Origin of the sequence: Rahnella sp. Larv3_ips, from assembly GCF_003697865.1 — a bacterium.
Lineage (GTDB): Bacteria > Pseudomonadota > Gammaproteobacteria > Enterobacterales > Enterobacteriaceae > Rahnella > Rahnella rivi.
In genome coordinates this window covers 809,529-830,385 of the sequence record NZ_MJIB01000021.1, presented here as the reverse complement: position 1 = coordinate 830,385, position 20,857 = coordinate 809,529, and the positions used below count along the sequence as shown (strand labels likewise).

Here is a 20,857-nt window from a genome sequence, read left to right as displayed (position 1 = left end):
AGGATTGAAAGGAAAAGAGGCCGGGATTGCAGGCACCGTCATCCTGTCAGAGGGAGACGTTAATGATGACTCCCCTGATAATTTCATTAGCCAATAAATTAGTTTTTAATTAAATTCATTTCAGTAACATTCAGCTATCTAATAATTTTCTGTTTATCAGAGGTAAAAATCTCATTTTTTAGAAGATTCAGAAAACAGCTTTTGTGTCGTGAAAAGTAAACTGTTATAAAGAAGCGTTAGTTATTTACCGCATAACAAATACAAGTGAATCAGTTAATAAAAATATTTACAGTGAATATTAGAATTATCTATAGTGATGTTTTCTTGTAAGCATTATTGGCTCTCGCCGCTATACCTGCTGAAGGGCACGGAAAAATAAACAGTAAAAACAATTCTTTACACTTTAAAGACAGCAAGTGCATCACGAAAAAATGTAAAAAATCCAGACAGTTTCTGCGCGGTCGCCAGAAATTACCGGATCTGAAGGACATCTGTGATTTATTATTTACACTATCAATGCCACTCAGCCTGTATATTTGTATTTCAGCTGTTATGACAGGCAAGAAAAATATTTTATCGGAAAATGCTACGTCACTTTTAGAATTCCCCGGCAGGTGCGATTCGAAATATCTTCCATCGAATAACCGGGTTATTCCATTGTGAATTGAATCGCCAGGAAAGCGTTTAGCATTATCTGATTTTCACGAGCAACACCCTGCATCTCAACCAGGGTGGGCAATTGCTGGCCGGCAGAAACTGGAGCTGACGGCCAGCCCCCACAGCACGGAAGAGGTGCTTAGCGCGCGACTTAACCGCGCGCCGCTTTAATCATCCCGTCCAGCCATTCCTGATGGCCGTTGATCATCGGATTCGGCCGCGTCACTGCGAGATCGCGTGCCGGTTTTCCATTCTGCGTTTCCTGGGTCAGGATGCGTACGCGGCCACCGGAAAGTTCTTCGATAAGCCACGCGTGATGCACGTCGAGACGGGTATCGGCGTCGCCTTCTGCCCAGCCGTGCCACGCCATGCGCGCGGGCTGGCCGTTGGCCGGCGGGACGTATTCATTCATCTGCGCTTCCACCGGAAAGCCGAAGGTGCTGAAGCGAAAACGAGCGCCGTCGCTCAGCCCCGGTCCGCTGCCGTCGTGAAACGCAATATCCGACGCGTTGCTGTAATACTCCGGCCAGGCGGCGGTGTTATCGAGTTGTGCCCAGAGTTGTTCAACGGTCAGGCCGGTGATGATCATTTCGTTAGACGCGAAGTTATCGGCTTCGCCGGGGAGGTAGCCTTGCGGCCAGTTGATCGCATTCATGTGTGATTCCTTTATGTCCGGGAAACAGCCCGCAGGCTGGTGTCCACAAAGAATACGCACCGCTGAGATATTACGGAAATCATGACTCATGATAGCCAGCATGGCTTAATTTTATATCTGGAAGGCAGATAAAAAAACAGGCAGAAGAAGACTCCTGCCTGCCGACAATGACGCTGATGTCAATCAGCGATCAGTTAATGCTGTAACGCTCAAGCCAGTGCGCGTAAGGCGCAGGTAAGACCCATGACGGATTGTCTTCACCCAGTTCTTTCGCCAGCGCATACGGATAATGCGGGTTGGCGAGCATCGCGCGGCCAATCATCACCAGATCCATATCTTCTTCGCTGATGCAGCGCTCGGCGATTTGCGCCGAAGCCACGCCCCATGAGCTGGCCACCGGCAAACCGGCTTCTGCACGCACGCGGCGCGACACCGGCGCGAGGAAACCGGCACCCCACGGGATTTGCGCTTCCCAGGTGGAGAAACCGACGCTGACGTTCAGCATATCCAGCCCTTTCTCACGCAGAATGCGGGTCAGTTCGATAGATTCCGCCAGCGTTTCTTCGTCGCGGCCATCGTATTCAATCACGCCGAAACGTGCGGTGATAGGCAGGTTTTTCGGCCAGACGGCGTTAACGGCGTCGAAAGTCTCAATCAGGAAACGGCTGCGACCGGCGAAATCACCGCCGTATTCGTCGGTGCGGGTGTTGGAATGCACGGAGAAGAAGCTTTGCGCCAGATAGCCGTGGGCAAAGTGCAGTTCCAGCCATTCAAAACCGGCATCGCGCGCACGTTTTGCCGCGGCCACAAAATCCGCCATCACGCGCTGGATATCGGCTTTGGTCATCTCTTTCGGCACTTTTGGCAGATGCTTGCCAAACGCAACGGCGGAAGGCGCAATCGTCGCCCAGCCGCGCGCGTCGCCTTCGGCAATATGGTCGTCCCCTTCCCACGGCAGATTGGCGCTGGCTTTACGGCCTGCGTGACCGATCTGGATCCCCGGTACTGCGCCTGCGGCTTTGATGGATGTTGCGATTTTCGCCAGTTCAGCGGCCTGTTCATCGTTCCAGATCCCCAGGCACCCAGGGGTGATGCGGCCTTCAGGTGACACCGCCGTCGCTTCGACAATGACCAGGCTTGCGCCGCCACGGGCGAGGGTCGCGTAATGCACCTGATGCCAGTCGTTCGGCACGCCATCAGTGGCGGAATACTGGCACATCGGCGGAACGGCGATACGGTTTTTTAAGGTGACGTCTTTCAATGTAAAAGGCGTGAAAAGTGCAGACATATATTTTCCTCGAAGGATGGGATCATTCAGCAACCAGCGTGCCGTCAAAGAGCTATAAGCAGAAGTCTGAAAATATTATAGTGCCTATCATATTTCGTTATAACTCAATCGGTGCCCTGCCCATGCGCAATCTGAAAAGTCTCGATCTGAATCTGCTAAAGACGTTCGATGCACTGCTCGACGAGCGCAGCGTGACCCGCGCCGCTGAGCGCCTTTCCCTGACGCAGCCTGCCGTGAGCAGCATGTTGACGCGTCTGCGTGAAAGCTTTGATGACCCTTTATTTGTCCGTGCGCGCTACGGCATTGTGCCGACCGAGCGTGCGCTGGCGCTGGCAAAACCGGTGAAACGGGTGATGGCGGAAATTGACGCGCTGTTGCAGCCGGAAGCCTTTGTTCCCGCCGAATGCGAGATGACGTTTACGCTGGCCGCCACAGATTACGCGCTGAGCGTGATTATCGTGCCGTTCTTTTCTTTGTTGCGGCAACGGGCGCCAGGCATTCATCTGTCGGTTCAGCGGGCGGAGGCGTCGAACATTCAGGAGCGGCTTGAACGCGGTGAGGTCGATCTCGCTCTGCTGACACCGGAAACCACGCCGCCCGACCTGCATATCCGCCATTTGTACGATGAGCGTTATGTTTGCACGCTGCGCAAAGGCCACCCGGCGCTGGACAAAGGAACGATTTCCCTCGGGACGTTTTGTCATTACGACCATGCGCTGGTGTCGCTGAGCGGCGAAAATTTTGCCGGAGTGACGGATACCGCGCTCCGGGCGCTCGGCAAAAAACGCAATGTGGTGTTGTCGGTGAACAGTTTTCTGGTGCTGCCGCCGGTGTTGCAGACCACGGATCTGATCGCCGTGGTGCCGGAACGGCTGGTGCGAGATGCCGCAGGGCTGGAAGTGATGCCGCCGCCGCTGGACATTCCCGGCTTTACCAAAGTCGCCGCATGGCACGAACGCTCGCATCTCTCCCCCGCGCACCAGTGGCTGAGGCAGCAACTGGCGCAGGTCTGTAGCGGGCAGTAGGATCGTGCTATTTTCAGGGCATTACCGGCTTTTAAACATTCTCTTAAAGGGTCTGCACCATGGAAAAATTACCTGCTATCACCATCACTTACTGTTCCCAGTGCAACTGGATGCTGCGCGCCGCGTGGATGGCGCAGGAACTGCTGAATTCGTTCAGCAGCGATCTGGCGTCGGTAACGCTGGTCCCCGGCACTGGCGGCATTTACGAGATCAAAGTCGATGACGAAATTATCTGGGAGCGTAAACGTGACGGCGGCTTCCCGGATGCGGCGCCGCTCAAGCAACGCGTGCGCGACATCTGCTTCCCGGAGCGTTCACTCGGGCATGTCGATAAGAAGAAAATTGAACAGGATGGCGAGGCGTAATTCATCGGGAAGGGAAAAGGCAGGAAATGCATCCTGCCCGTTAAGCACGACTCAGGCTTTGCGTGACACGTGTTCCGCCGCTGCACGGTTGGCTTTCGCGACAGCATCGGCCAGCGTATTTCCGTTCAGGAGTGAGGTGCACAACATGCCCATAAAGCAGTCGCCAGCGCCATGGGTACTGACCAGCGTGATTTTCTCGGCGGGCAGCGACTGGCTGGGGTTGCCCGCTTCGCTCCAGGCAACGCCGTGTTCGCCCGCGGTGACCACCACGGCCGGATAGTGCTGACTGAGCCACTGCGCGGCTTCGCAGGCGCCGGCTAAATCATTCACCACGATGCCGCTCAGATCGCGGGCCTCAACGCCGTTGACCACCAGCAAATCCACCGCAGCCCGCATCCCGGCGCACAGTTCACGCGCCGGAGCGGCATTCAGGCAGACGCGCACGCCGCGCCGCTTCGCCTCTCTCGCCGCGTTCAGGTTGACCGCTTCCGGCACTTCATTTTGCAGCAGCAACATGTCCACCTGCTGCCACAGAACATCATGGCTGAACTGCGCCGGGTCGATCAGGTTGTTGGCGTTGGACACCACCACCGCGCCGTAATCGCCTTCGGCATCCATCAGCGCGACGCTCATGCCGGACGGGACGGCGTCAGTGACCGCGATACCCACCGTATCAACGCCGTGCTCATGAAGTACGCCGCGCAGGAATTCTCCCTGCGTATCCGTACCGACCGCACCGGCAAAACTGACCTGTGCGCCCGCTTTCGCGGCAGAAACGGCCTGATTGCCGCCCTTACCGCCGAATTTGTACGAACAGCCGCTGCCGATCACCGTCTCGCCTTTTTCAGGGCGGTGATGCGCGTGGATCACGATGTCGTAATGGAGGCTGCCCGTGACTAAAATTTTACCCATTCTAGTATTCCCGAAGGTCCTGAACCGCCTGCTGGGTTTTCATCAGGTTCTTTTCCGCTGTCTTCAGATCCTTCTGTGCGATCGCCACGAATAAGGCATCCAGAATATTTAACTGGGCGATGCGCGACGCGGCGTTTTCCCCGAGCAAGTGCGATCCCTGAGAGGTTGAATTGAGAACCACATGCGCATTGCGCGCAATAGGCGACTCGGCATAATTGGTGATGGCGATAACTTTGGCACCGTTGCGCGCCGCCAGTTTGATCGGATCATTCACCGCGCGGGTCGCGCCGGAATGACTGATCGCCACCACCGCATCATCGTCCGATAAGACGGCGGCTGACATCAGCATAATATGAGCATCATCGTAGACCGTCGTTTTGATCCCTATTTTCAGGAGCTTGTGCGACAAATCTCGTGCCACGGCGGCAGAACCGCCAACGGCATATAAATCGATGTGCCTGGCTTTAAAAAGAATGTCAGCGGCACGGTTAAATTCAGAAATATCGACAATCGATAATGTTTCTTCGATAGCCTGAATAGAGGTTCTGAAGACTTTTTCAAGTAATTGCTCCGACGAATCTCCCGGTTCAATTTCAGCATGTAAATTTGCCACTTCAGAATAGTTGTAATAAATTAAACTGCTTCTGAAATCTCTGAACCCTGAAAAATTTAATTTTTTCGTCAGTTTTACAACCATCGCCTCAGACACATTATTTTCCAGCGCAATTTCTTTTAAAGACGTGTGCTCGGTAAAATCGGTTTTAGACGTAATTGATTCGACGACTTTTCTTTCCAGTGGCGTCAGATGTGGCAATTTCATACGAATTTGAGCACCAATAGCTCGCGGATCCTGATTCATTACTTGCCTCGTGTCGCCCGGTCAATCAACATCGCTATGATAATTATAAGGCCAGTAGCAAGCAATTGATAAAACGCCTGAATATTCAGAAGTGTCAGGCCATTACGTAATGAACCCAAAATAACCGCGCCAATCAGCGTACCGATCACACTGCCTTTGCCGCCCATCAGCGAAGCCCCGCCAATGGCCGCCGCGGCAATGGCATCAAGCTCCCACAAATTCCCCATCGTCGGCTCGGCAGCGCCCAGCCGGCCAATCAGGATAAGCGAAGCCAGCGAGGCTAGCACGCCGGAGATCACAAAGACCGTCACCTTGGTTCTTTTGACCGGCACACCGGCCACGCGCGCCGCTTCTTCGTTACCGCCCACCGCCAGAATGTATTCGCCGAGCGGGGTTTTATTCATCACCACCCACAAAATAGCGGCAATGGCGATGACGATAACAATCGGTGCCGGAACGCCGAAGACCGTGCTGTTGATGACGGTGCGAAACTCCATCGGAATGCCGAAAATCGGGTTGCCGTTGGTGAATATCAGCGCCAGGGCGCGGAATAACGACAGGCCGCCGAGGGTGACGATGAAAGGCTGCAAACCGGCGTAGGCCACTAACATCCCGCTGAACACGCCGCACAATGCGCCGACGCCGAGCGTCGCCATAATGGCCAGCGGAATGGGCACGCCGGACACCATCAGCGTCGCACCGAGCACCGCAGAAAGCGCCGCGGTTGGCCCGACGGAGAGATCGATACCGCCGGAAATAATCACCAGCGTCATTCCCAGCGCAATAATGCCGTTGATGGAAGACTGCTGCAAAATATTCAATAAATTAGGCACGGTAAAAAATACCGGCGATAAAAAAGAGAAGGTGATCACAATGATTAATAAACCAATCAGCGTACCGGCATCGCGTACGTTGAATTTAAATAATGCCGAAGAAAAAACCTTGGGCTGAACATTACCTTGAGTCGTCATAATAATGGCCTTCAATAAATAGGGAGGTGACAGACTTTATCAACACTTAATTCAGATCGCTTATCGCATAACGGGCAATATTTTCTTCCGTGATCTCGTCGCCGTTAAGTTCTTTTGTAATTTTCCCTTCACGCATCACCAGGACTCTGTCCGAAATTCGCATAATTTCCGGCATTTCAGAGGAGACAACCACAATGGCTTTTCCCTGCTGCGCCAGTTTTTCGATCAAATTATAAATTTCAGACTTGGCACCAATATCAATTCCCCGTGTTGGCTCGTCAAAAAGAAACACTTTATTATCTGCGGCCACCCAACGTCCGATAATCACTTTTTGCTGATTACCGCCACTGAGCGTACCGATAGGTTTTTCAATATTCAGCGGACGCAGGCGCAGATCGGTCATGACCTCCAGCGCGGTCTGATCCAGCTGATGTCTTTTCAGCAATCCGAAACGGGTGAAACGCCCCATTGACGGCAATGCCATGTTCATTTTCACCGCGCGTTCTTTGATGATGCCTTCTTTTTTACGATCTTCAGGCACCAGGCCGATCCCGGCGCGTATCGCAGCGCTGACGTTGTGATTTTTAACGGCAACGCCGTCGACCTCAATACTGCCGCCGGTTTTCGCGTCGATCCCGGCGATCAGTTTGAGCAACTCGGTACGCCCTGACCCGACCAGCCCGGCGATACCCAGCACTTCCCCCGCGTTGACGCTGAAACTCGCCGACCGCACCGCGCTGTCACGGCTGAGCCCCTCGACGCGCAGCACTTCACGTTGCGTCGCATGCGAATGATGCTGCACTTTTTCGATTTTTCGCCCGACCATTTTTGTGACGATGGTTTCTTCCGTTTCATCGCAGATATTCACCACGCCGACCTGTTTGCCATCTCGTAAAATCGTCGCGCGGTCGCAGACTTTGAAGATTTCGTTCATTTTGTGCGAGACGTAAATCAGCGCCACGTTCATTGATTTCAGATCCGAAATCAGTTCAGCCAGTCGCTCGAATTCAGTGGGCGTCAGGCTGGAAGTCGGCTCGTCCATCGCAATGATTTTGGCTTCATCCAGCAGCGCGCGGCCAATTTCGACAATCTGCTGCTGCGACACTTTCAGGTTTTTGATCGGCTCATCCGGATCGATGCTCGGATCAAGACGGCGCAGGATCGACACCGCCCTTTTGTACTGCGCCTGCTTATCGACAAACAGCCCTTTGAACCGCGTTAAAGGCCGCCCGAGGAACATATTCTGGGCCACGGAGAGTTCAGGAACGTGCTGTAACTCCTGATGGATCATCGCGATACCAGCATGGCGGGCGGAAAGCGGGTTCTTCATCTGAATCACCTGCCCGTCCACCAGGATCTCGCCGGAATCTGCCGCACGCACGCCTGACAGAATATTCAGCAACGTCGATTTCCCCGCACCGTTTTCACCGATCAGCGCGTGAACTTCACCCGGCCTGACCGAGAAATCGACATTCTGCACCGCCGCCACGCCGCTGTAGCTTTTGCTGATGCCACGCATCGTCAAACTGTACTGTTCCATAAACTCTCCCGACCCGTTTTCAGACGCCTGACTTATTTTTGCTGTGCCAGCAGCTGGCGCAGTTTGATGTTGTCTTTGGTAGAGAAGGCATCAACGTTGTCTTTGGTGATTAACGCCTGCGGCGTAGACACCACGCGGGAAATTTTCTGGCCGCTGATAAGGCGCAACACCACTTCCATCGCCACCTGACCGGTCAGCACCGGGAAGCTGTCCACGGTACCGGTCAGCTCGCCGCGTTTGATCGACGCATAGGCATCAGAAATCCCGTCGGTGCCAAATACGGCAACCTGTTTGGATTTTCCGGCAGCGGCCACCGCCTCGACCACCCCGAGCGCCATGCCGTCATTGTTGGCGTAGAAACCAATTAAATCAGGATGTTGTTGCAAAATGGTCGCGGCAGCGTTGTAGGCATTCTCGCGGCTCCAGTTGGCAGGCACGCTGGCCACCACGGTGAATTTTCCGCCGGGCTGGAGAGTTTCTTTAAAGCCGCGCGTACGCTGAGCGGCGGCGTATACGCCGGGCTGCCCTTCGATAACGGCCACTTTCCCGCCTTGCGGATGTTGTTTGATAAACCAGTTGGCGACGCGCACGCCGTTATCCTTTTGCACATTACCGACGTAATGTTCCGCATTAGGCATAACCGCATCGTTGACGTTAACCACCGCGATGCCTTTGCTTTTGGCGGATTCATACGCCGGTTGCAGGTTGGCATCGGTTTGCGGAGAAACCAGCAGACCGTTGAAGCCCTGTGAGATCAGCGTTTCAGCGATAGACAGCTGACCGAGCTGATCGTCTTCGTTAGCGGCGGCCTGATATTCGACGGTAAATCCGTATTGCTTCGCCGCGTTTTTGTAGCCTTCGCCCAGCGAGCGCCAGTATTCGTTGGTCAGCGTTTTAGACACGCCACCAATTTTCAGGTTTTTATCTACCGCCGGCATCGGTCCGTATTTAACGCCGAGCTGCGTCCAGTCAGTGCGATCGGGCTCGGTGTCGGACTGTAACGGCGCTAAATCTGCGGCGTAAACGCTGGTGCAAAGCAGTGTAGAGGTGAGTACAGACAGTAAGAGTTTTTTCATTATCTGGCCTTCGGTTGTTATTTTTATGGTTGTCACAGCGAAGCGCTGTGGCGGGTACTTTTGCTTTCCGGCTGGTTTTGATTCAATAAATCTTTTACTGCGCCAGCATCACGTCGTTGACGATCTGCTGTGAGGCAACGGCGTCCTGCCTGCTGATGGCATCATTCAGCGCCGGATTGTTTTCGAGTTTTTCGCACAGTTTCAGTAAACGGATCACCGTGGCGATATTGGTTTCCGCTTCGCGTACCGGATCCAGACCGCTGGCGTCCGGGAAGGTATCGAAGTAATACGCGCCTTTATAGCCGTCGCGTTTCATTTGCAGCAGAAACTCCAGCGTGGCGCGCGGGTTGACCGAGCCGACCATCAGGCCGTCGTCGCGTTTTCCCCAGCCGTCGTTGAGATCAAGCCCCAGCAGGCGTGAACGGCGTGCCACCATGGCGGCGGCGAATGCCGGAATTTCGTTGGCAAATAACACGTGCGCGAAATCCAGCGTAATGCCTAAGTTCTTGCAACCGGCCTCTTCAACGGCCAGAAGGCAGGTCGTGGCATTCGGGAAAATGCTGTAAGCCCGCGGTTCGTTGGGTTTGTACTCAATGCTGACGTCGATGTCCGGGGCATATTCCGCCACTTCGCGCACCGCGCCGACCGCGTCTTCCCACATTTTTTTGTAATCGGCCTGGAAGCAGTAATCAAAACCGTCCTGCCCCATCCACAACGTCATGATGCTGGCACCGAATTCGCGCCCGGCGTCGATGCCGCGTTTCGTGAGTTCAATCGCCTGACGGCGGATCTTAGGGTCCGGGTGGGTGAATGCGCCGATTTTGAATTGCGGAGCATCCCAGCGCATCTGCATCCCGTTCACCGCCAGCCCGACTTCCTCGATTTTCTGACGCATCGTCTTGATATCATCGGTCATATGCTGCGGATAGTTGAGGTCCAGATGCGTCAATCCTTTAACCGTAGCTGCACGTTCGATCATTTGCAGCACTGAAGGTTTGCCTTTCAGTTCCGGCCAGTAAAGATAAGCCCCCGAGGCAAACGAGTTCAGACGTGTGGCAAATTTAAGTTCTGACATGGGGTGTCCTTTAAAATCGATTCGTAATGTACTTTCCTGCTTCACATTATTTCGTAAAGTAGTGCATTACTATCATCAGGCGAAAAAAGCCGCAAGATCCCCTGCCGGATTTGTGATCAGTTTTGAGAGGTGATTCACGAAATAGATGAACAATATGGCTTCGGCATACGCGGACAGGGAATGACTCTGAATACGGCAACTTTCCCCGCTGAAATAGCAGGAAGGTGATGCTGCGCCCTACAAACGCCCGTTTTTTGTGACCTGCTTCAAGTTTCTCCGTTTACTGTCGATACCCAGATCTTAAGATTCCTTTCAGGGAAATGCCCATGCTTAAGACCCTTCGTTCGCGCATCATCGTGGCCTGCATCTCGATTGTGATTTGCTCGCTGGCTATCAATACGTTCCTCAGTTACACCGTCGCTAATAAATACAACAGTCAGGCGACAGACAGCACGCTGAACGCGCTGACATCAAGCCATACGCAAGGGATCAGCGAATGGGTCAGCGCCAAAACGCAGATGATTGTTTCACTGCAACCCGTGGCGCTGACGGCGGACCCGATACCGGTAATGAAGCAGATCGCAACCGCGGGAAACTTCGCCAACGTCTACGTCGGCTACGCCAATAAAACCGCCAAATTCTCCGATCCGACCGGCGTACCCGCCGATTACGATCCGACAGGCCGCCCCTGGTATAAACAGGCCGAAAGCGCCGGACGTCCGGTGGTCACTCCGCCGTACATCGATGCGGGCACCGGCAATCTGGTGGTGACTTTCGCGGTGCCGGTGATGGAAAACGGCGCGCTGAAAGCGATTGTGGCGGGGGACGTTTCCATGGACAGCGTGGTCAATAACGTCAATACCATTCACCCGACGCCGGAAAGCTTCGGCATGCTGGTGGACAGTGCCGGCACGATCATCGCGCATCCCGATGCAAAACTGGCGCTGAAACCCTTCACTTCTCTGGCGGAAGGCGTGGACCTGCCACGGCTGTTTGCCGCCAGCGCGCCGTCGGATATTCGCATGAACAAGGCGGTAAAACGCGTCCGAGCCCTGCCGGTTGCAGGTACGGACTGGTTTACGCTGGTCATTGAAGACAAGAAAGAATCGACGGCGGGCATGCGATCCCTGCTGACCTCCTCGGTGATTGCGCTGATGGTGATTGTGCTGCTGTCGGCGGCGGTTATTGGCCTTATCATCACCAAAGCGTTTCGTCGTCTGTCTGCCGTGCGCGATACGCTCAACGCCATCAGCTCCGGCGAAGACGATCTGACGCAGCGCTTACCGACCGACGGCCATGACGAAGTCACGCAAATTGCACATGCGTTTAATACCTTCGTCGATAAGCTCAGCAAGGTGATGGCTGAAATCCGCACCACCAGCGAATCGGTGAAAGTGGCAGCGGATGAAATTGCGGCCGGAAATAACGATCTGTCCGGCAGAACGGAATCCGCAGCGGCCAGCCTGCAACAGACGGCCGCGTCACTTGAGCAGATCACCGCGACCGTCTCGCAATCCGCCAGTTCGGCCAGACAGGCCAGCGAGACGGCGAAATCGGCATCGGAAGCGGCGTCACGCGGTGACATCGTGGTGAACAAAGTCATGACGACAATGGAGAGCATTGAAAGCGCATCATCGAAAATCGGTGACATCACCGGGGTTATCGACGGCATCGCGTTCCAGACCAATATTCTGGCGCTCAACGCGGCGGTGGAAGCCGCACGGGCAGGCGAACAGGGGCGCGGTTTTGCCGTGGTCGCCAGCGAAGTGCGCAGCCTGGCGCAGCGCAGCGCGCAGGCTGCGAAGGAGATCAAAGGGCTGATCGAATCCACCGTCAGCAGCGTGGCGTCCGGTTCTGCGCAGGTTCGTCTGGCAAGCAGCAGCATGAGCGAGATTGTCAGCAACGTGTCTAACGTCAGCAGCGTGATGCTCGATATCACCCATGCCTCCGAAGAACAGATGCAGAGTATTCACGAGATTAACCGCGCCATCACACAGCTGGACGGCATGGTGCAGCAGAACGCCGCAATGGTTCAGGAATCTGCCGGTGCCGCCTCAGCCTTGCAGCAACAGGCAACCGGACTGGCGATCGCGGTCGGGCATTTCAGGGTCTGATCACCCCGCCTGACTGAAACGTTCATCACCGCCCCCGGACCTCATCCTCCGGGGGCTTTCCTTCTGCGCACTCCTCAGGTTATTCCCGCCGGCCTCAGATTTGGGTTATGTCTGTTTTATGCTAGGATTATGTCAGGAATATATAAAAACAGCGTCTAACCTTTGAGGAATAAGGAATGAAGTACCCCATTGAGTTTCGATGGACTCAAAAACATGAGGATTATTGTTTACGACATAAGGTCCATCTTAAATTCCCGGAAATGGTGGAAGGGATATATAAAAAGAGAAATATATTCCTTTTTAAAAAAGGGGAGAAAATAAAATTTAACGCGGATGTTTGGGTCGAAGAATATGCCGCCATGCCGCGGAAAAGTTTCTGTTCGATGGGCGCCTATTCCTACGCGTGCAGTAAATTACCTAATAACCTCACCACCGGGCGATTTTGCAGCCTGGCGGCAGGCGTGCGGATTATGGGGCCACAACACCCCATACACCGGTTTACGACCAGTCCGCTGACGTATCATGATTTCTTCTCGAAGGTGGCGCAGGAGCAATTCGGAGAAACGCTGAACATTGCGGGGTTCGACTATATGCCGCCCGCAACGGTATTAGGTCATGATGTCTGGGTGGGGGAACACGCCGTATTAAAAGGCGGCATCACTATCGGTAATGGCGCCATCGTTGCGGCCAATGCGGTGGTCACCGGCGATGTGCCGCCTTACGCCATCGTCGGCGGTATTCCGGCTAAGATTATTAAATACCGCTTTGCGCCAGACATCATCGAGCGCCTTCAGGCAATGGAATGGTGGGATTATAAAATTACCGATCTGCCGGATGTCACCCAGTCCGATGACATTCTTTATTTCATCCAACAGATGGAAGAAAAAATAGCCCGTGGTGAAATAAGTAAATATGAGTATAAAATCATGAATATCGCGCAGGAACTGGCGAGGCTATAAAAACAGCAAGACTTTCATTGCATCTGTTTCAGACCATTCCTCAAAGCCGGTGATTTTTTAATCCCTCAATCCCGGCTACTCAACATCATTTTGCGTACGTTAAAGGCCCGGTAAATAGCCTTGCCGAAGGGGTTGCCCGTTCTCATTAACCGGCAACCGGCTTACTGACGATCAGGCTTTAAGTTGCCGTTCCACCAGAGTCGTCAGCACGCTGATACCCAGGGGAATGATGTCATCGTTAAAATCATAACGCGGGCTGTGCAGCGAAGCGGAAGGCGTGGCGCCATCGGCGCCCAGCCAGAAGTAGGCACCCGGACAGGCTTCGAGCAAATAGGCAAAATCTTCAGCGGCCATCGACGGGGCATTATTGAAATGCACCTGGGTGATGCCCGGCGTGTTTTCAGCCGCATCGCGTAAAATCACCGCCTGCGCCGGATGGTTTTGCGTGACCGGATAACCAAACTCCCAGCGCACCTCACCTTTCACCCCGTACGGCTGCGGCACGGCGTTGACGTATTCTTCGATCAACCGCCAGCAGGTTTCGCGCGTCGCGCGGCTCAGGCAGCGCAGCGTGCCGGACATGTGCAACGTTTCGGGAATGACGTTGATGGCTTCGCCCGCCTGAAGCTGCGTCAGGCTGATCACTGTCTGTTCCAGCGGCGACAGACGACGAGAAATCAGACTTTGCAGTGAGAGGATAAGCTGAGCGCCCGCCACCACCGGATCGGCCCCCAGTTCAGGCATCGCCGCGTGACAGCCTTTTCCGGTCAGCGTGATGTAGAAGTTATCCTGCGAGGCCATCATCGGTCCCTGACTGACCGCGACTTCCCCGACCGGCAATCCCGGCCAGTTGTGCAGCGCGTAAACCGCCTGCATCGGAAAACGTTCAAACAGCCCTTCTTTCACCATCATCTCACCGCCGCCGACATTCTCTTCCGCGGGCTGAAAAATGAAATGTACGGTGCCGCGAAAATGCCGGTTTTCACTCAAATGGCGCGCCGCGCCGAGCAAAATAGCGGTATGACCATCGTGGCCGCAGGCGTGCATCAGACCGGGGTTTTGCGAGATGTGTTCGAAATCGTTCAGTTCCTGAATCGGCAAGGCATCGATGTCGGCACGCAAACCAATGGACGGGCCGTCGCCGTTGCGCAGCGTCGCCACAATGCCGGTTTCGGCAATTCCGGTGTGCACATCAAGGCCGAACGACAGCAACAATTCGCCGATGATTTTCGACGTGCCGTACTCTTTCAGACCAAGCTCCGGGCGGGTATGGAAATCCCTGCGCCAGATTTTCGCCTGTTCAATAATTTCTGGGGAAATGACTGCCATAGATCCTCTGTACTGACCTGAATTCATGCCGTTGAGATTCGCTCATCAGCCATTTGCTGGTTCAAAGTATCACATTCGCGGGCGAACGCAGAAAGGTGAAATTCGGCCCTTCATCGAACTCGCGCCCTGAGAGAATTTTAGTGCATTAACCGCAGGATAAATGCCGGATTGGGGTAGACGTGTCAGCCGCAAACATAGACCATAAGCCATCAATAATGGTTACCGGGGCTCCAATGAGCGACTCGCCGCATCCCGTGCGTAAGCACCCCATGAAACTCAGCACCTCCGTCAGCCTGATGTTAAGCGCCGTGATTATTTCCGTGCTGCTGGTCGTGCATCTGCTGTATTTCGTTCAGGTCAGCGACACCGCGCGCGATGGTGTGAAAGATAAGGCGCTGGCCGTGGCCCGCACGCTGGCGGATGTGCCCGAAATCAGGCACGCCCTCACCCTGCCGCCGGACAGCGGAATCATTCAGCCGATCGCCAGTGCGGTACAAAAAAGAAACGACCTGCTGTTTGTAGTGGTCACCAATATGGACGGCATCCGTTATTCACACCCCAATCCGGACGTGATCAATCACCATTTTATCGGTAACGACATCGATCCTGCGTTGCTGGGCAAAGAGAATGTCTCCATCAATAAAGGGACGCTGGACAAAGCGTTGCGGATATTTACGCCCGTCTTTGATGATAATCATCACCAGATTGGCGTCGTGGCGATCGGTATCTCGCTGGTAAAAGTGACAGAGCAGGTTGATAAAAGTCGCTGGAGTATTCTGTGGACGGTGCTGTTCGGCATGATGGTCGGCGCACTGGGCACCTGGATTTTAGTGAAAATGCTCAAACGTATTTTGTTCGGGCTTGAGCCTTACGAGATTTCGACGCTCTTTGAGCAGCGTCAGGCGATGTTGCAGTCGATCAAAGAAGGCGTGATCGCCATCGATGATCGTGCGCAGGTGACCCTGATCAATCAGGAAGCCCGGCAGATGTTTCTGGAAACCGGCACGGAGATCAACCCCCGCCCTGAGCACAATCAGCCGCCGCAACCGCTTATCGCCACGCTTTGCGATGTGATGCGAAGCGGGATTGCGCGCCGCGATGAAGAGATCAATTTTAAAGGCCGTTTTCTGCTGAGCAACACGGTTCCCGTGCGCAGCAATGACGTTATTATTGGCGCCATCTGTACTTTCAGGGATAAGACCGAGGTCAGCCAGTTGATGCAGCGCCTGAGCGGCATGGTAAACTACGCCGATTCGCTGCGTGAACGCTCACACGAATTCATGAATAAGCTGCATGTTATTCTCGGGCTGCTGCACATGAAAAGCTACGCGCAGCTTGAAGATTACATTCTCAAAACGGCCAATAACTATCAGGCGGAAATTGGCTCCTTACTGTTGAAAATCAAATCACCGGTGATTGCGGGTTTCCTGTTAAGTAAGATTAACCGCGCTTCGGATACGCGCCATCTGCTGACGCTGAGTGATGACAGTTTTTTACCCGATAACACCAATGAGAATCAGGTCGCGGCGCTTATCACCGTGCTGGGTAATTTGATTGAAAATGCGCTGGATGCCCTTGCCGGGCAGGCCGATGGCGAAGTCAGCGTGTTACTGCATTATCAGAATGGCTGGCTGGCCTGCGTGGTCAGCGACGATGGCCCCGGTATCCCGCCAGATAAACTGGAGGCCATTTTTGAAAAAGGATTCTCGTCGAAAGGCGAAGAGCGCGGCGTCGGGTTATTCCTGGCAAAACAACAATTAGAAAACCTTGGCGGAACGATTGCCGTTGAGTCTGAACCCGACGTTTATACTCAATTTTTTGTTCAACTTCCGTGGGATGGTGAGAGGAAAACTGCATGATCAATGTGCTGGTAGTCGATGATGACGCCATGGTCGCAGAGCTCAATCGCTGCTACGTGGGCCAGATCGCCGGGTTTACGTGCTGCGGAACAGCCTCGACGTTACAGCAGGCCAAAGAGATGGTACTCAACAGCCAGTTGCCGATCGACCTGATCCTGCTGGATGTGTATATGCAGCAGGATAACGGGTTAGATCTGCTGCCGGAGCTGAGAAATGCCCGACGTCCGGTGGATGTGATTGTCATTTCTTCCGCCGCTGATGCGAAGACCATCAAGAAATCGCTGAACTACGGCGTGGTGGATTACCTGATTAAGCCGTTCCAGTTCTCCCGCTTTGAAGAGGCGCTGACCGGCTGGCAGCAGAAGAAAGCGCTGATGGATAATCAGCAATATTACGAGCAGTCGGACGTTGACCGGTTAATTCACGGCAACAACCCGGCGACGGCGGACACCAAAAAACTGCCAAAAGGTTTAACGCCGCAAACGCTGCGCACCCTGTGCCTGTGGATTGATGCCCATCCTGATACGGAATTCTCAACGGATGAGCTGGCGCACTCGGTGAACATTTCGCGCGTTTCCTGCCGTAAATATCTCATCTGGCTGGCGGACAGCCATATTTTGTTCACCAGCATTCACTACGGGGTGACAGGCCGGCCGGTGTATCGCTACCGGCTGCAGGCGGAACACTATTCGTTGTTAAAACAATACTGTCAGTAAAGGGTGCGGAAACTGTTATCCATCAGCGTGAAGGTAAACTGACGCTGTGAAGAGAAAATCACCTGCTGATCTTTGGTGACAAAAATGGCCTCGATCTGCGGAATATTTTTCAGGCAGGCGAGGCTTTTTTCGACGCCCATGCCGTACAGCAGCGTGGTGTAGATGTCGCCGTCGATCGAATCATCCGAAATGACGGTCACACTGAGCAGTTCGTTATCCAGCGGATAGCCGGTTTTAAGATCGAGGATGTGATGGTAGCGCTGCCCCTCAGATTCAAAATAACGTTCGTAAATACCGGACGTCACCACCGATTTGCCCTTCACGTTAATCACACCAATCAGCGCATCAGGCGTTGAAAATGGCTTTTTTAGCCCTATCGCCCAGGCCCCTTCGGCACCCGCGCCCAGCGTCTGCACATTCCCCCCCAGATTGATCAGCGCATCCGTGACCTTTTCCTGATGCAGATAATCTCTCACGACGTCGGCGATATACCCCTTGGCAATCGCCCCGAGGTCAATTTCCATTCCGGCTTTTTGCAAAAAAACTGAGCGTGAGGGTTCATCGAGAATGACGTCATCCGGATCGGTCAGCGCAAGCAGCGCCTGGAGATCGCTGGCGTCAGGCACGCTGTGGCCGCTGAAGCCGATTTTCCAGCGTTTCACCAGCGGGCCGATGGTGAAGTTGAAACTGCTTTCCGGCAGCTGGCTGACCGCTTTGGCGCAACGGATCAAATCAAACACCGGCGCGCTGACCACCACCGCATGGCTGCCCGCCGCGTGGTTGATTGCCATGACGTCGGAATCGTGCCGGTTAACCGTGAAGATATTTTCCTGCTGTTTAATAAGGCGGAAAACGCGCGACGCCAGCCCCTCGTTATGATCAAACAGCTTGAGAAGAATGGGTGAGCCCATCAAAACAGCGGAATAAGCATAAATACGGGTGTCTGGCGTCATAGAAAATACCTGAACTGAAGAGGGAAACCTGCGCCGCAGCGAACGACGCAGGAGGATACCGTTACCGCATCGCATGTCTGGCGGCATTACGTCCCGCCAGAATACCGAAGATGATGATATCTGCAACGGCATTCCCGCCGATGCGATTTGCACCGTGGATGCCGCCAGCCACTTCACCGGCTGCAAACGCGCCGCTGATCACCTGCTCCTGAGTATCCAGCACGCTGGTGTCGGTGTTGATTGTCACGCCGCCCATGGTGTGATGAACGCCCGGTGCGATGCGGATCGCATAGAACGGCCCCAGGTTGATGGGGTGGCGCAGCGCGGTTTTACGACCAAATTCCACGTCGTCCTGCTTATCAACGGCCACATTGTAGCTTTCCAGCGTGGCGAGCAGCGCGTGATGATCCATCTCCAGTTTGGCTGCCAGCTCGCGCGGGTTTTCAGCGCTGATAACAAAGCCGCGCGCGATGTATTCATCGGCCGCTTTATTGTTCAGGCGGATTTGCTCATCAAACACCACATAAGCGAATTTCTCCGGCAGGCCGATAATGTTGGCGGACACTTTGTCACGGGTTTCCATCTCATTGAAGAAACGCTTGCCCGCCTGGCTCACCAGAATCGCACCGCCCCCGCGGATCGCCTCAGAGATCAGATAAGAGGTGGTTTGCTCAACGGTCGGGTGGATCTGAATTTCGCCCATATCCACGGTACCTGCACCGATTTTCTGCAAAATCGCGATGCCGCTGCCGGTCGCGCCTTTGTGGTTAGTGGTCACGAACCCCTCCAGCTCAGGACGGTATTTCACCACCATTTCGCTGTTGGCGCTGAAACCACCGGTCGCCACAATCACGCTTTTGGCATTAATGACCAGCACTTCATTGTCGTCGTTGAGCAGATCCACACCCTGCACCGCACCGTCGTGGTAACGGATTTCAGTCACTGAAGTATCCAGCATCACGTCGATGTTGCGTTGGTTGAGGTTCTTCACCAGACCGCTGATCAGGAAGCCGCCGACGGCGCTGCGATCGGCCGGACGGTGCGTGCGGTCAATGCTCATGCCGCCGGTGATGGTGATATCGCTCAGCTCAATGTTGTGCTCTGCCAGCCACTCGACCGCCTGCGGTGCGCGCTCGACGAACTCTTTCAGCAGCACGGTGTTGTTTCTGAACTGGCCCCCTTTGAGGGTTTCCTGATAGAACAATTCTTTGCTGTCTTCAATGCCTTTGAGTTTTTGATAGCGCGTGTCAGCGGCGTTCATACCCACCGACGCTTTAATGGTGTTGCCGCCGATAGTGGACATTTTTTCCACGATCAGAACCCTGGCACCTTCGTCACACGCCTGAATCGCCGCCGCCAGACCGGCACCGCCGCTGCCGACGACAACCACATCGTAACTTTGTGGTTCAGACAAGCTGCCGCCCTCTTCCAGCATCTGTGCTTTACAGGATTTGGCGATCGCTTTGGAAACCGCTTTTTTCACCGCTTCACTCTGTTCCGTCGCGCCGGTGACCGCATCAACGTGCGGGCTGTTGGCGTCGAGGATCCGGGTGCGGATGATGTCGAAGCTGGTGGTAAATTCTACGTCAATATCACCGGCGGCCTGCAGTTCGATATCGGCGATGCGGTCCGTTTCCAGACTGACGTTAATCGCCAGTTCGTTAAGCGGATCTTGTACTTTTTCACTGAATACGCCGGCTTTGAATTTTTTAGACGTCATGCTCATGTCGCGGATCATCGCGTCAACCAGTGAGAAACGCCACAGCGGCTCAGGAATGGTCAGGGCTTCGCGTTGCGTGCTGTCGATGAACAGCTCGAGTTTCTGGTCAGCCGCAATCCTGTCAGTCCAGTCGGGATAGGCAATGCAGGCTTTGCCGATGGCGATCATATCGTAGCCATGTTCCATCGCCCGTTCAGCATCGGCTTTATTCACGATACCACCCACCCCCATTACCGGAATTTTCGCCAGCCGGTCTGAACGCATCGCGACATATTTGTCGATGAGCGGTGTCGGATCGGTGGTATCGACGATAGAAGGACGCAGTGAATAGCCCAGCGAGAAGTGCAGATAATCCAGCCCGCGTGCCGCCAGTTGTTCCAGCAAATACATCGTGTCGGCAAAGCGGATGCCCGGCTCTTCAAGCTCTTCCGGCGAGAAACGGTAGCCAATGATGAAGGAAGAATCGGCGTGTTTTTTCGCCATACTGTGCGTGATATCGAGGATCGCCAGCGGGAAACGAGCGCGATTTTCACGGCTTCCGCCCCACTTATCGTCACGCTGGTTGGAGTTAGGTGAGAAAAACTGCTGGATCAGATAAGTGTTAGCGCCGTGGATTTCCACACCGTCAAAACCGGCTTCAATCGCCCGGCGAACGCCTTCACCAAATTTGGTGATCATCGCGTCCACTTCACCGGCGGTCAGCGCGACCGGCGTAGCTGCGCCGTCACGGGGCGCGGCCAGTGCGCTTGGCGCGACCGGCGTCTGGCCGCCAATCAGCTTCGGC

At 54.4% G+C, this 20,857-nt stretch carries 17 protein-coding genes; 6 read left to right on the top strand and 11 right to left on the bottom strand.

Going from position 1 to position 20,857, the window contains the following annotated elements; genetic code table 11:
* Positions 1–808 precede the first annotated feature (808 nt).
* Both ED901_RS23370 and ED901_RS23365 read right to left on the bottom strand, forming a co-directional pair.
* A complete protein-coding gene (locus ED901_RS23370; protein WP_122097393.1) occupies positions 809–1,312 on the bottom strand; it encodes an SRPBCC domain-containing protein in 504 nt (167 codons plus the stop codon).
* A gap of 190 nt (positions 1,313–1,502) precedes the next feature.
* Entirely contained in the window at positions 1,503–2,600 is a 1,098-nt protein-coding gene (locus tag ED901_RS23365; protein WP_122097392.1) for an NADH:flavin oxidoreductase/NADH oxidase, read from the bottom strand.
* A gap of 122 nt (positions 2,601–2,722) precedes the next feature.
* Between ED901_RS23365 and ED901_RS23360 the strand changes: the two genes are divergently transcribed.
* Positions 2,723–3,625 (top strand): LysR family transcriptional regulator, encoded by a 903-nt coding sequence (locus ED901_RS23360; protein WP_056781667.1) that lies wholly within the window; start codon positions 2,723–2,725, stop codon positions 3,623–3,625.
* A gap of 59 nt (positions 3,626–3,684) precedes the next feature.
* Entirely contained in the window at positions 3,685–3,990 is a 306-nt protein-coding gene (locus ED901_RS23355; RefSeq protein ID WP_056781404.1) for a SelT/SelW/SelH family protein, read from the top strand.
* A gap of 51 nt (positions 3,991–4,041) precedes the next feature.
* On the opposite strand, the gene ED901_RS23350 is transcribed toward ED901_RS23355, so the two are convergent.
* The 6 genes from ED901_RS23350 to ED901_RS23325 form a co-directional block, all read right to left on the bottom strand.
* Positions 4,042–4,902 carry a ribokinase gene (locus ED901_RS23350; RefSeq protein WP_122097391.1) on the bottom strand — a complete coding sequence of 287 codons (861 nt, stop codon included), beginning with the start codon at positions 4,900–4,902 and terminating at the stop codon, positions 4,042–4,044.
* Position 4,903: 1 nt separating this feature from the next.
* Positions 4,904–5,761 carry a MurR/RpiR family transcriptional regulator gene (locus ED901_RS23345; RefSeq protein WP_056781410.1) on the bottom strand — a complete coding sequence of 286 codons (858 nt, stop codon included), beginning with the start codon at positions 5,759–5,761 and terminating at the stop codon, positions 4,904–4,906.
* Positions 5,761–6,732 (bottom strand): ABC transporter permease, encoded by a 972-nt coding sequence (locus ED901_RS23340; RefSeq protein ID WP_056781414.1) that lies wholly within the window; start codon positions 6,730–6,732, stop codon positions 5,761–5,763. The genes ED901_RS23345 and ED901_RS23340 overlap by 1 nt, the downstream gene beginning before the upstream one ends.
* A gap of 46 nt (positions 6,733–6,778) precedes the next feature.
* Positions 6,779–8,272: a sugar ABC transporter ATP-binding protein gene (locus tag ED901_RS23335; protein ID WP_122097390.1), complete on the bottom strand. Its 1,494-nt coding sequence runs from the start codon at positions 8,270–8,272 to the stop codon at positions 6,779–6,781.
* A 32-nt stretch (positions 8,273–8,304) separates the two neighbouring features.
* Positions 8,305–9,348, bottom strand: coding sequence for a substrate-binding domain-containing protein (locus ED901_RS23330; protein WP_056781419.1), 1,044 nt, complete (start codon positions 9,346–9,348; stop codon positions 8,305–8,307).
* A gap of 94 nt (positions 9,349–9,442) precedes the next feature.
* Entirely contained in the window at positions 9,443–10,423 is a 981-nt protein-coding gene (locus ED901_RS23325) for a TIM barrel protein (RefSeq protein ID WP_122097389.1), read from the bottom strand.
* A 326-nt stretch (positions 10,424–10,749) separates the two neighbouring features.
* On the opposite strand from ED901_RS23325, the gene ED901_RS23320 reads away from it, so the two are divergent.
* Entirely contained in the window at positions 10,750–12,537 is a 1,788-nt protein-coding gene (locus tag ED901_RS23320; RefSeq protein ID WP_122097388.1) for a methyl-accepting chemotaxis protein, read from the top strand.
* Between the two features lie 176 nt (positions 12,538–12,713).
* Positions 12,714–13,496 carry a CatB-related O-acetyltransferase gene (locus ED901_RS23315; RefSeq protein WP_122097387.1) on the top strand — a complete coding sequence of 261 codons (783 nt, stop codon included), beginning with the start codon at positions 12,714–12,716 and terminating at the stop codon, positions 13,494–13,496.
* Between the two features lie 171 nt (positions 13,497–13,667).
* On the opposite strand, the gene ED901_RS23310 is transcribed toward ED901_RS23315, so the two are convergent.
* Positions 13,668–14,825, bottom strand: a complete 1,158-nt coding sequence (locus tag ED901_RS23310) for a M20 aminoacylase family protein (protein ID WP_122097386.1) — start codon at positions 14,823–14,825, stop codon at positions 13,668–13,670.
* Positions 14,826–15,058: 233 nt separating this feature from the next.
* Here ED901_RS23310 and ED901_RS23305 point away from each other — a divergent pair, with 233 nt between their 5' ends.
* Positions 15,059–16,684, top strand: coding sequence for a sensor histidine kinase (locus ED901_RS23305; RefSeq protein ID WP_122097385.1), 1,626 nt, complete (start codon positions 15,059–15,061; stop codon positions 16,682–16,684).
* Entirely contained in the window at positions 16,681–17,400 is a 720-nt protein-coding gene (dcuR, locus tag ED901_RS23300) for a two-component system response regulator DcuR (protein ID WP_122097384.1), read from the top strand. Before ED901_RS23305 ends, dcuR begins: the two co-directional genes overlap by 4 nt.
* Here the strand turns inward: dcuR and ED901_RS23295 are convergent.
* Positions 17,394–18,353, bottom strand: coding sequence for an FAD:protein FMN transferase (locus tag ED901_RS23295; protein ID WP_122097383.1), 960 nt, complete (start codon positions 18,351–18,353; stop codon positions 17,394–17,396). The two genes, dcuR and ED901_RS23295, sit on opposite strands and share 7 nt — an antisense overlap.
* 61 nt (positions 18,354–18,414) lie before the next feature.
* Positions 18,415–20,857, bottom strand: a 2,443-nt coding sequence (locus tag ED901_RS23290) for a flavocytochrome c (protein WP_240994004.1), incomplete at its 5' end; no start/stop codon positions are given.

Bases quoted from the DNA above. Each gene is read 5' to 3' on its own strand.
- ED901_RS23370 (WP_122097393.1), bottom strand. From the start codon at position 1,312: ATGAATGCGATCAACTGGCCGCAAGGCTACCTCCCCGGCGAAGCCGAT.
- ED901_RS23365 (WP_122097392.1), bottom strand. From the start codon at position 2,600: ATGTCTGCACTTTTCACGCCTTTTACATTGAAAGACGTCACCTTAAAA.
- ED901_RS23360 (WP_056781667.1), top strand. From the start codon at position 2,723: ATGCGCAATCTGAAAAGTCTCGATCTGAATCTGCTAAAGACGTTCGAT.
- ED901_RS23355 (WP_056781404.1), top strand. From the start codon at position 3,685: ATGGAAAAATTACCTGCTATCACCATCACTTACTGTTCCCAGTGCAAC.
- ED901_RS23350 (WP_122097391.1), bottom strand. From the start codon at position 4,902: ATGGGTAAAATTTTAGTCACGGGCAGCCTCCATTACGACATCGTGATC.
- ED901_RS23345 (WP_056781410.1), bottom strand. From the start codon at position 5,761: ATGAATCAGGATCCGCGAGCTATTGGTGCTCAAATTCGTATGAAATTG.
- ED901_RS23340 (WP_056781414.1), bottom strand. From the start codon at position 6,732: ATGACGACTCAAGGTAATGTTCAGCCCAAGGTTTTTTCTTCGGCATTA.
- ED901_RS23335 (WP_122097390.1), bottom strand. From the start codon at position 8,272: ATGGAACAGTACAGTTTGACGATGCGTGGCATCAGCAAAAGCTACAGC.
- ED901_RS23330 (WP_056781419.1), bottom strand. From the start codon at position 9,348: ATGAAAAAACTCTTACTGTCTGTACTCACCTCTACACTGCTTTGCACC.
- ED901_RS23325 (WP_122097389.1), bottom strand. From the start codon at position 10,423: ATGTCAGAACTTAAATTTGCCACACGTCTGAACTCGTTTGCCTCGGGG.
- ED901_RS23320 (WP_122097388.1), top strand. From the start codon at position 10,750: ATGCTTAAGACCCTTCGTTCGCGCATCATCGTGGCCTGCATCTCGATT.
- ED901_RS23315 (WP_122097387.1), top strand. From the start codon at position 12,714: ATGAAGTACCCCATTGAGTTTCGATGGACTCAAAAACATGAGGATTAT.
- ED901_RS23310 (WP_122097386.1), bottom strand. From the start codon at position 14,825: ATGGCAGTCATTTCCCCAGAAATTATTGAACAGGCGAAAATCTGGCGC.
- ED901_RS23305 (WP_122097385.1), top strand. From the start codon at position 15,059: ATGAGCGACTCGCCGCATCCCGTGCGTAAGCACCCCATGAAACTCAGC.
- dcuR (WP_122097384.1), top strand. From the start codon at position 16,681: ATGATCAATGTGCTGGTAGTCGATGATGACGCCATGGTCGCAGAGCTC.
- ED901_RS23295 (WP_122097383.1), bottom strand. From the start codon at position 18,353: ATGACGCCAGACACCCGTATTTATGCTTATTCCGCTGTTTTGATGGGC.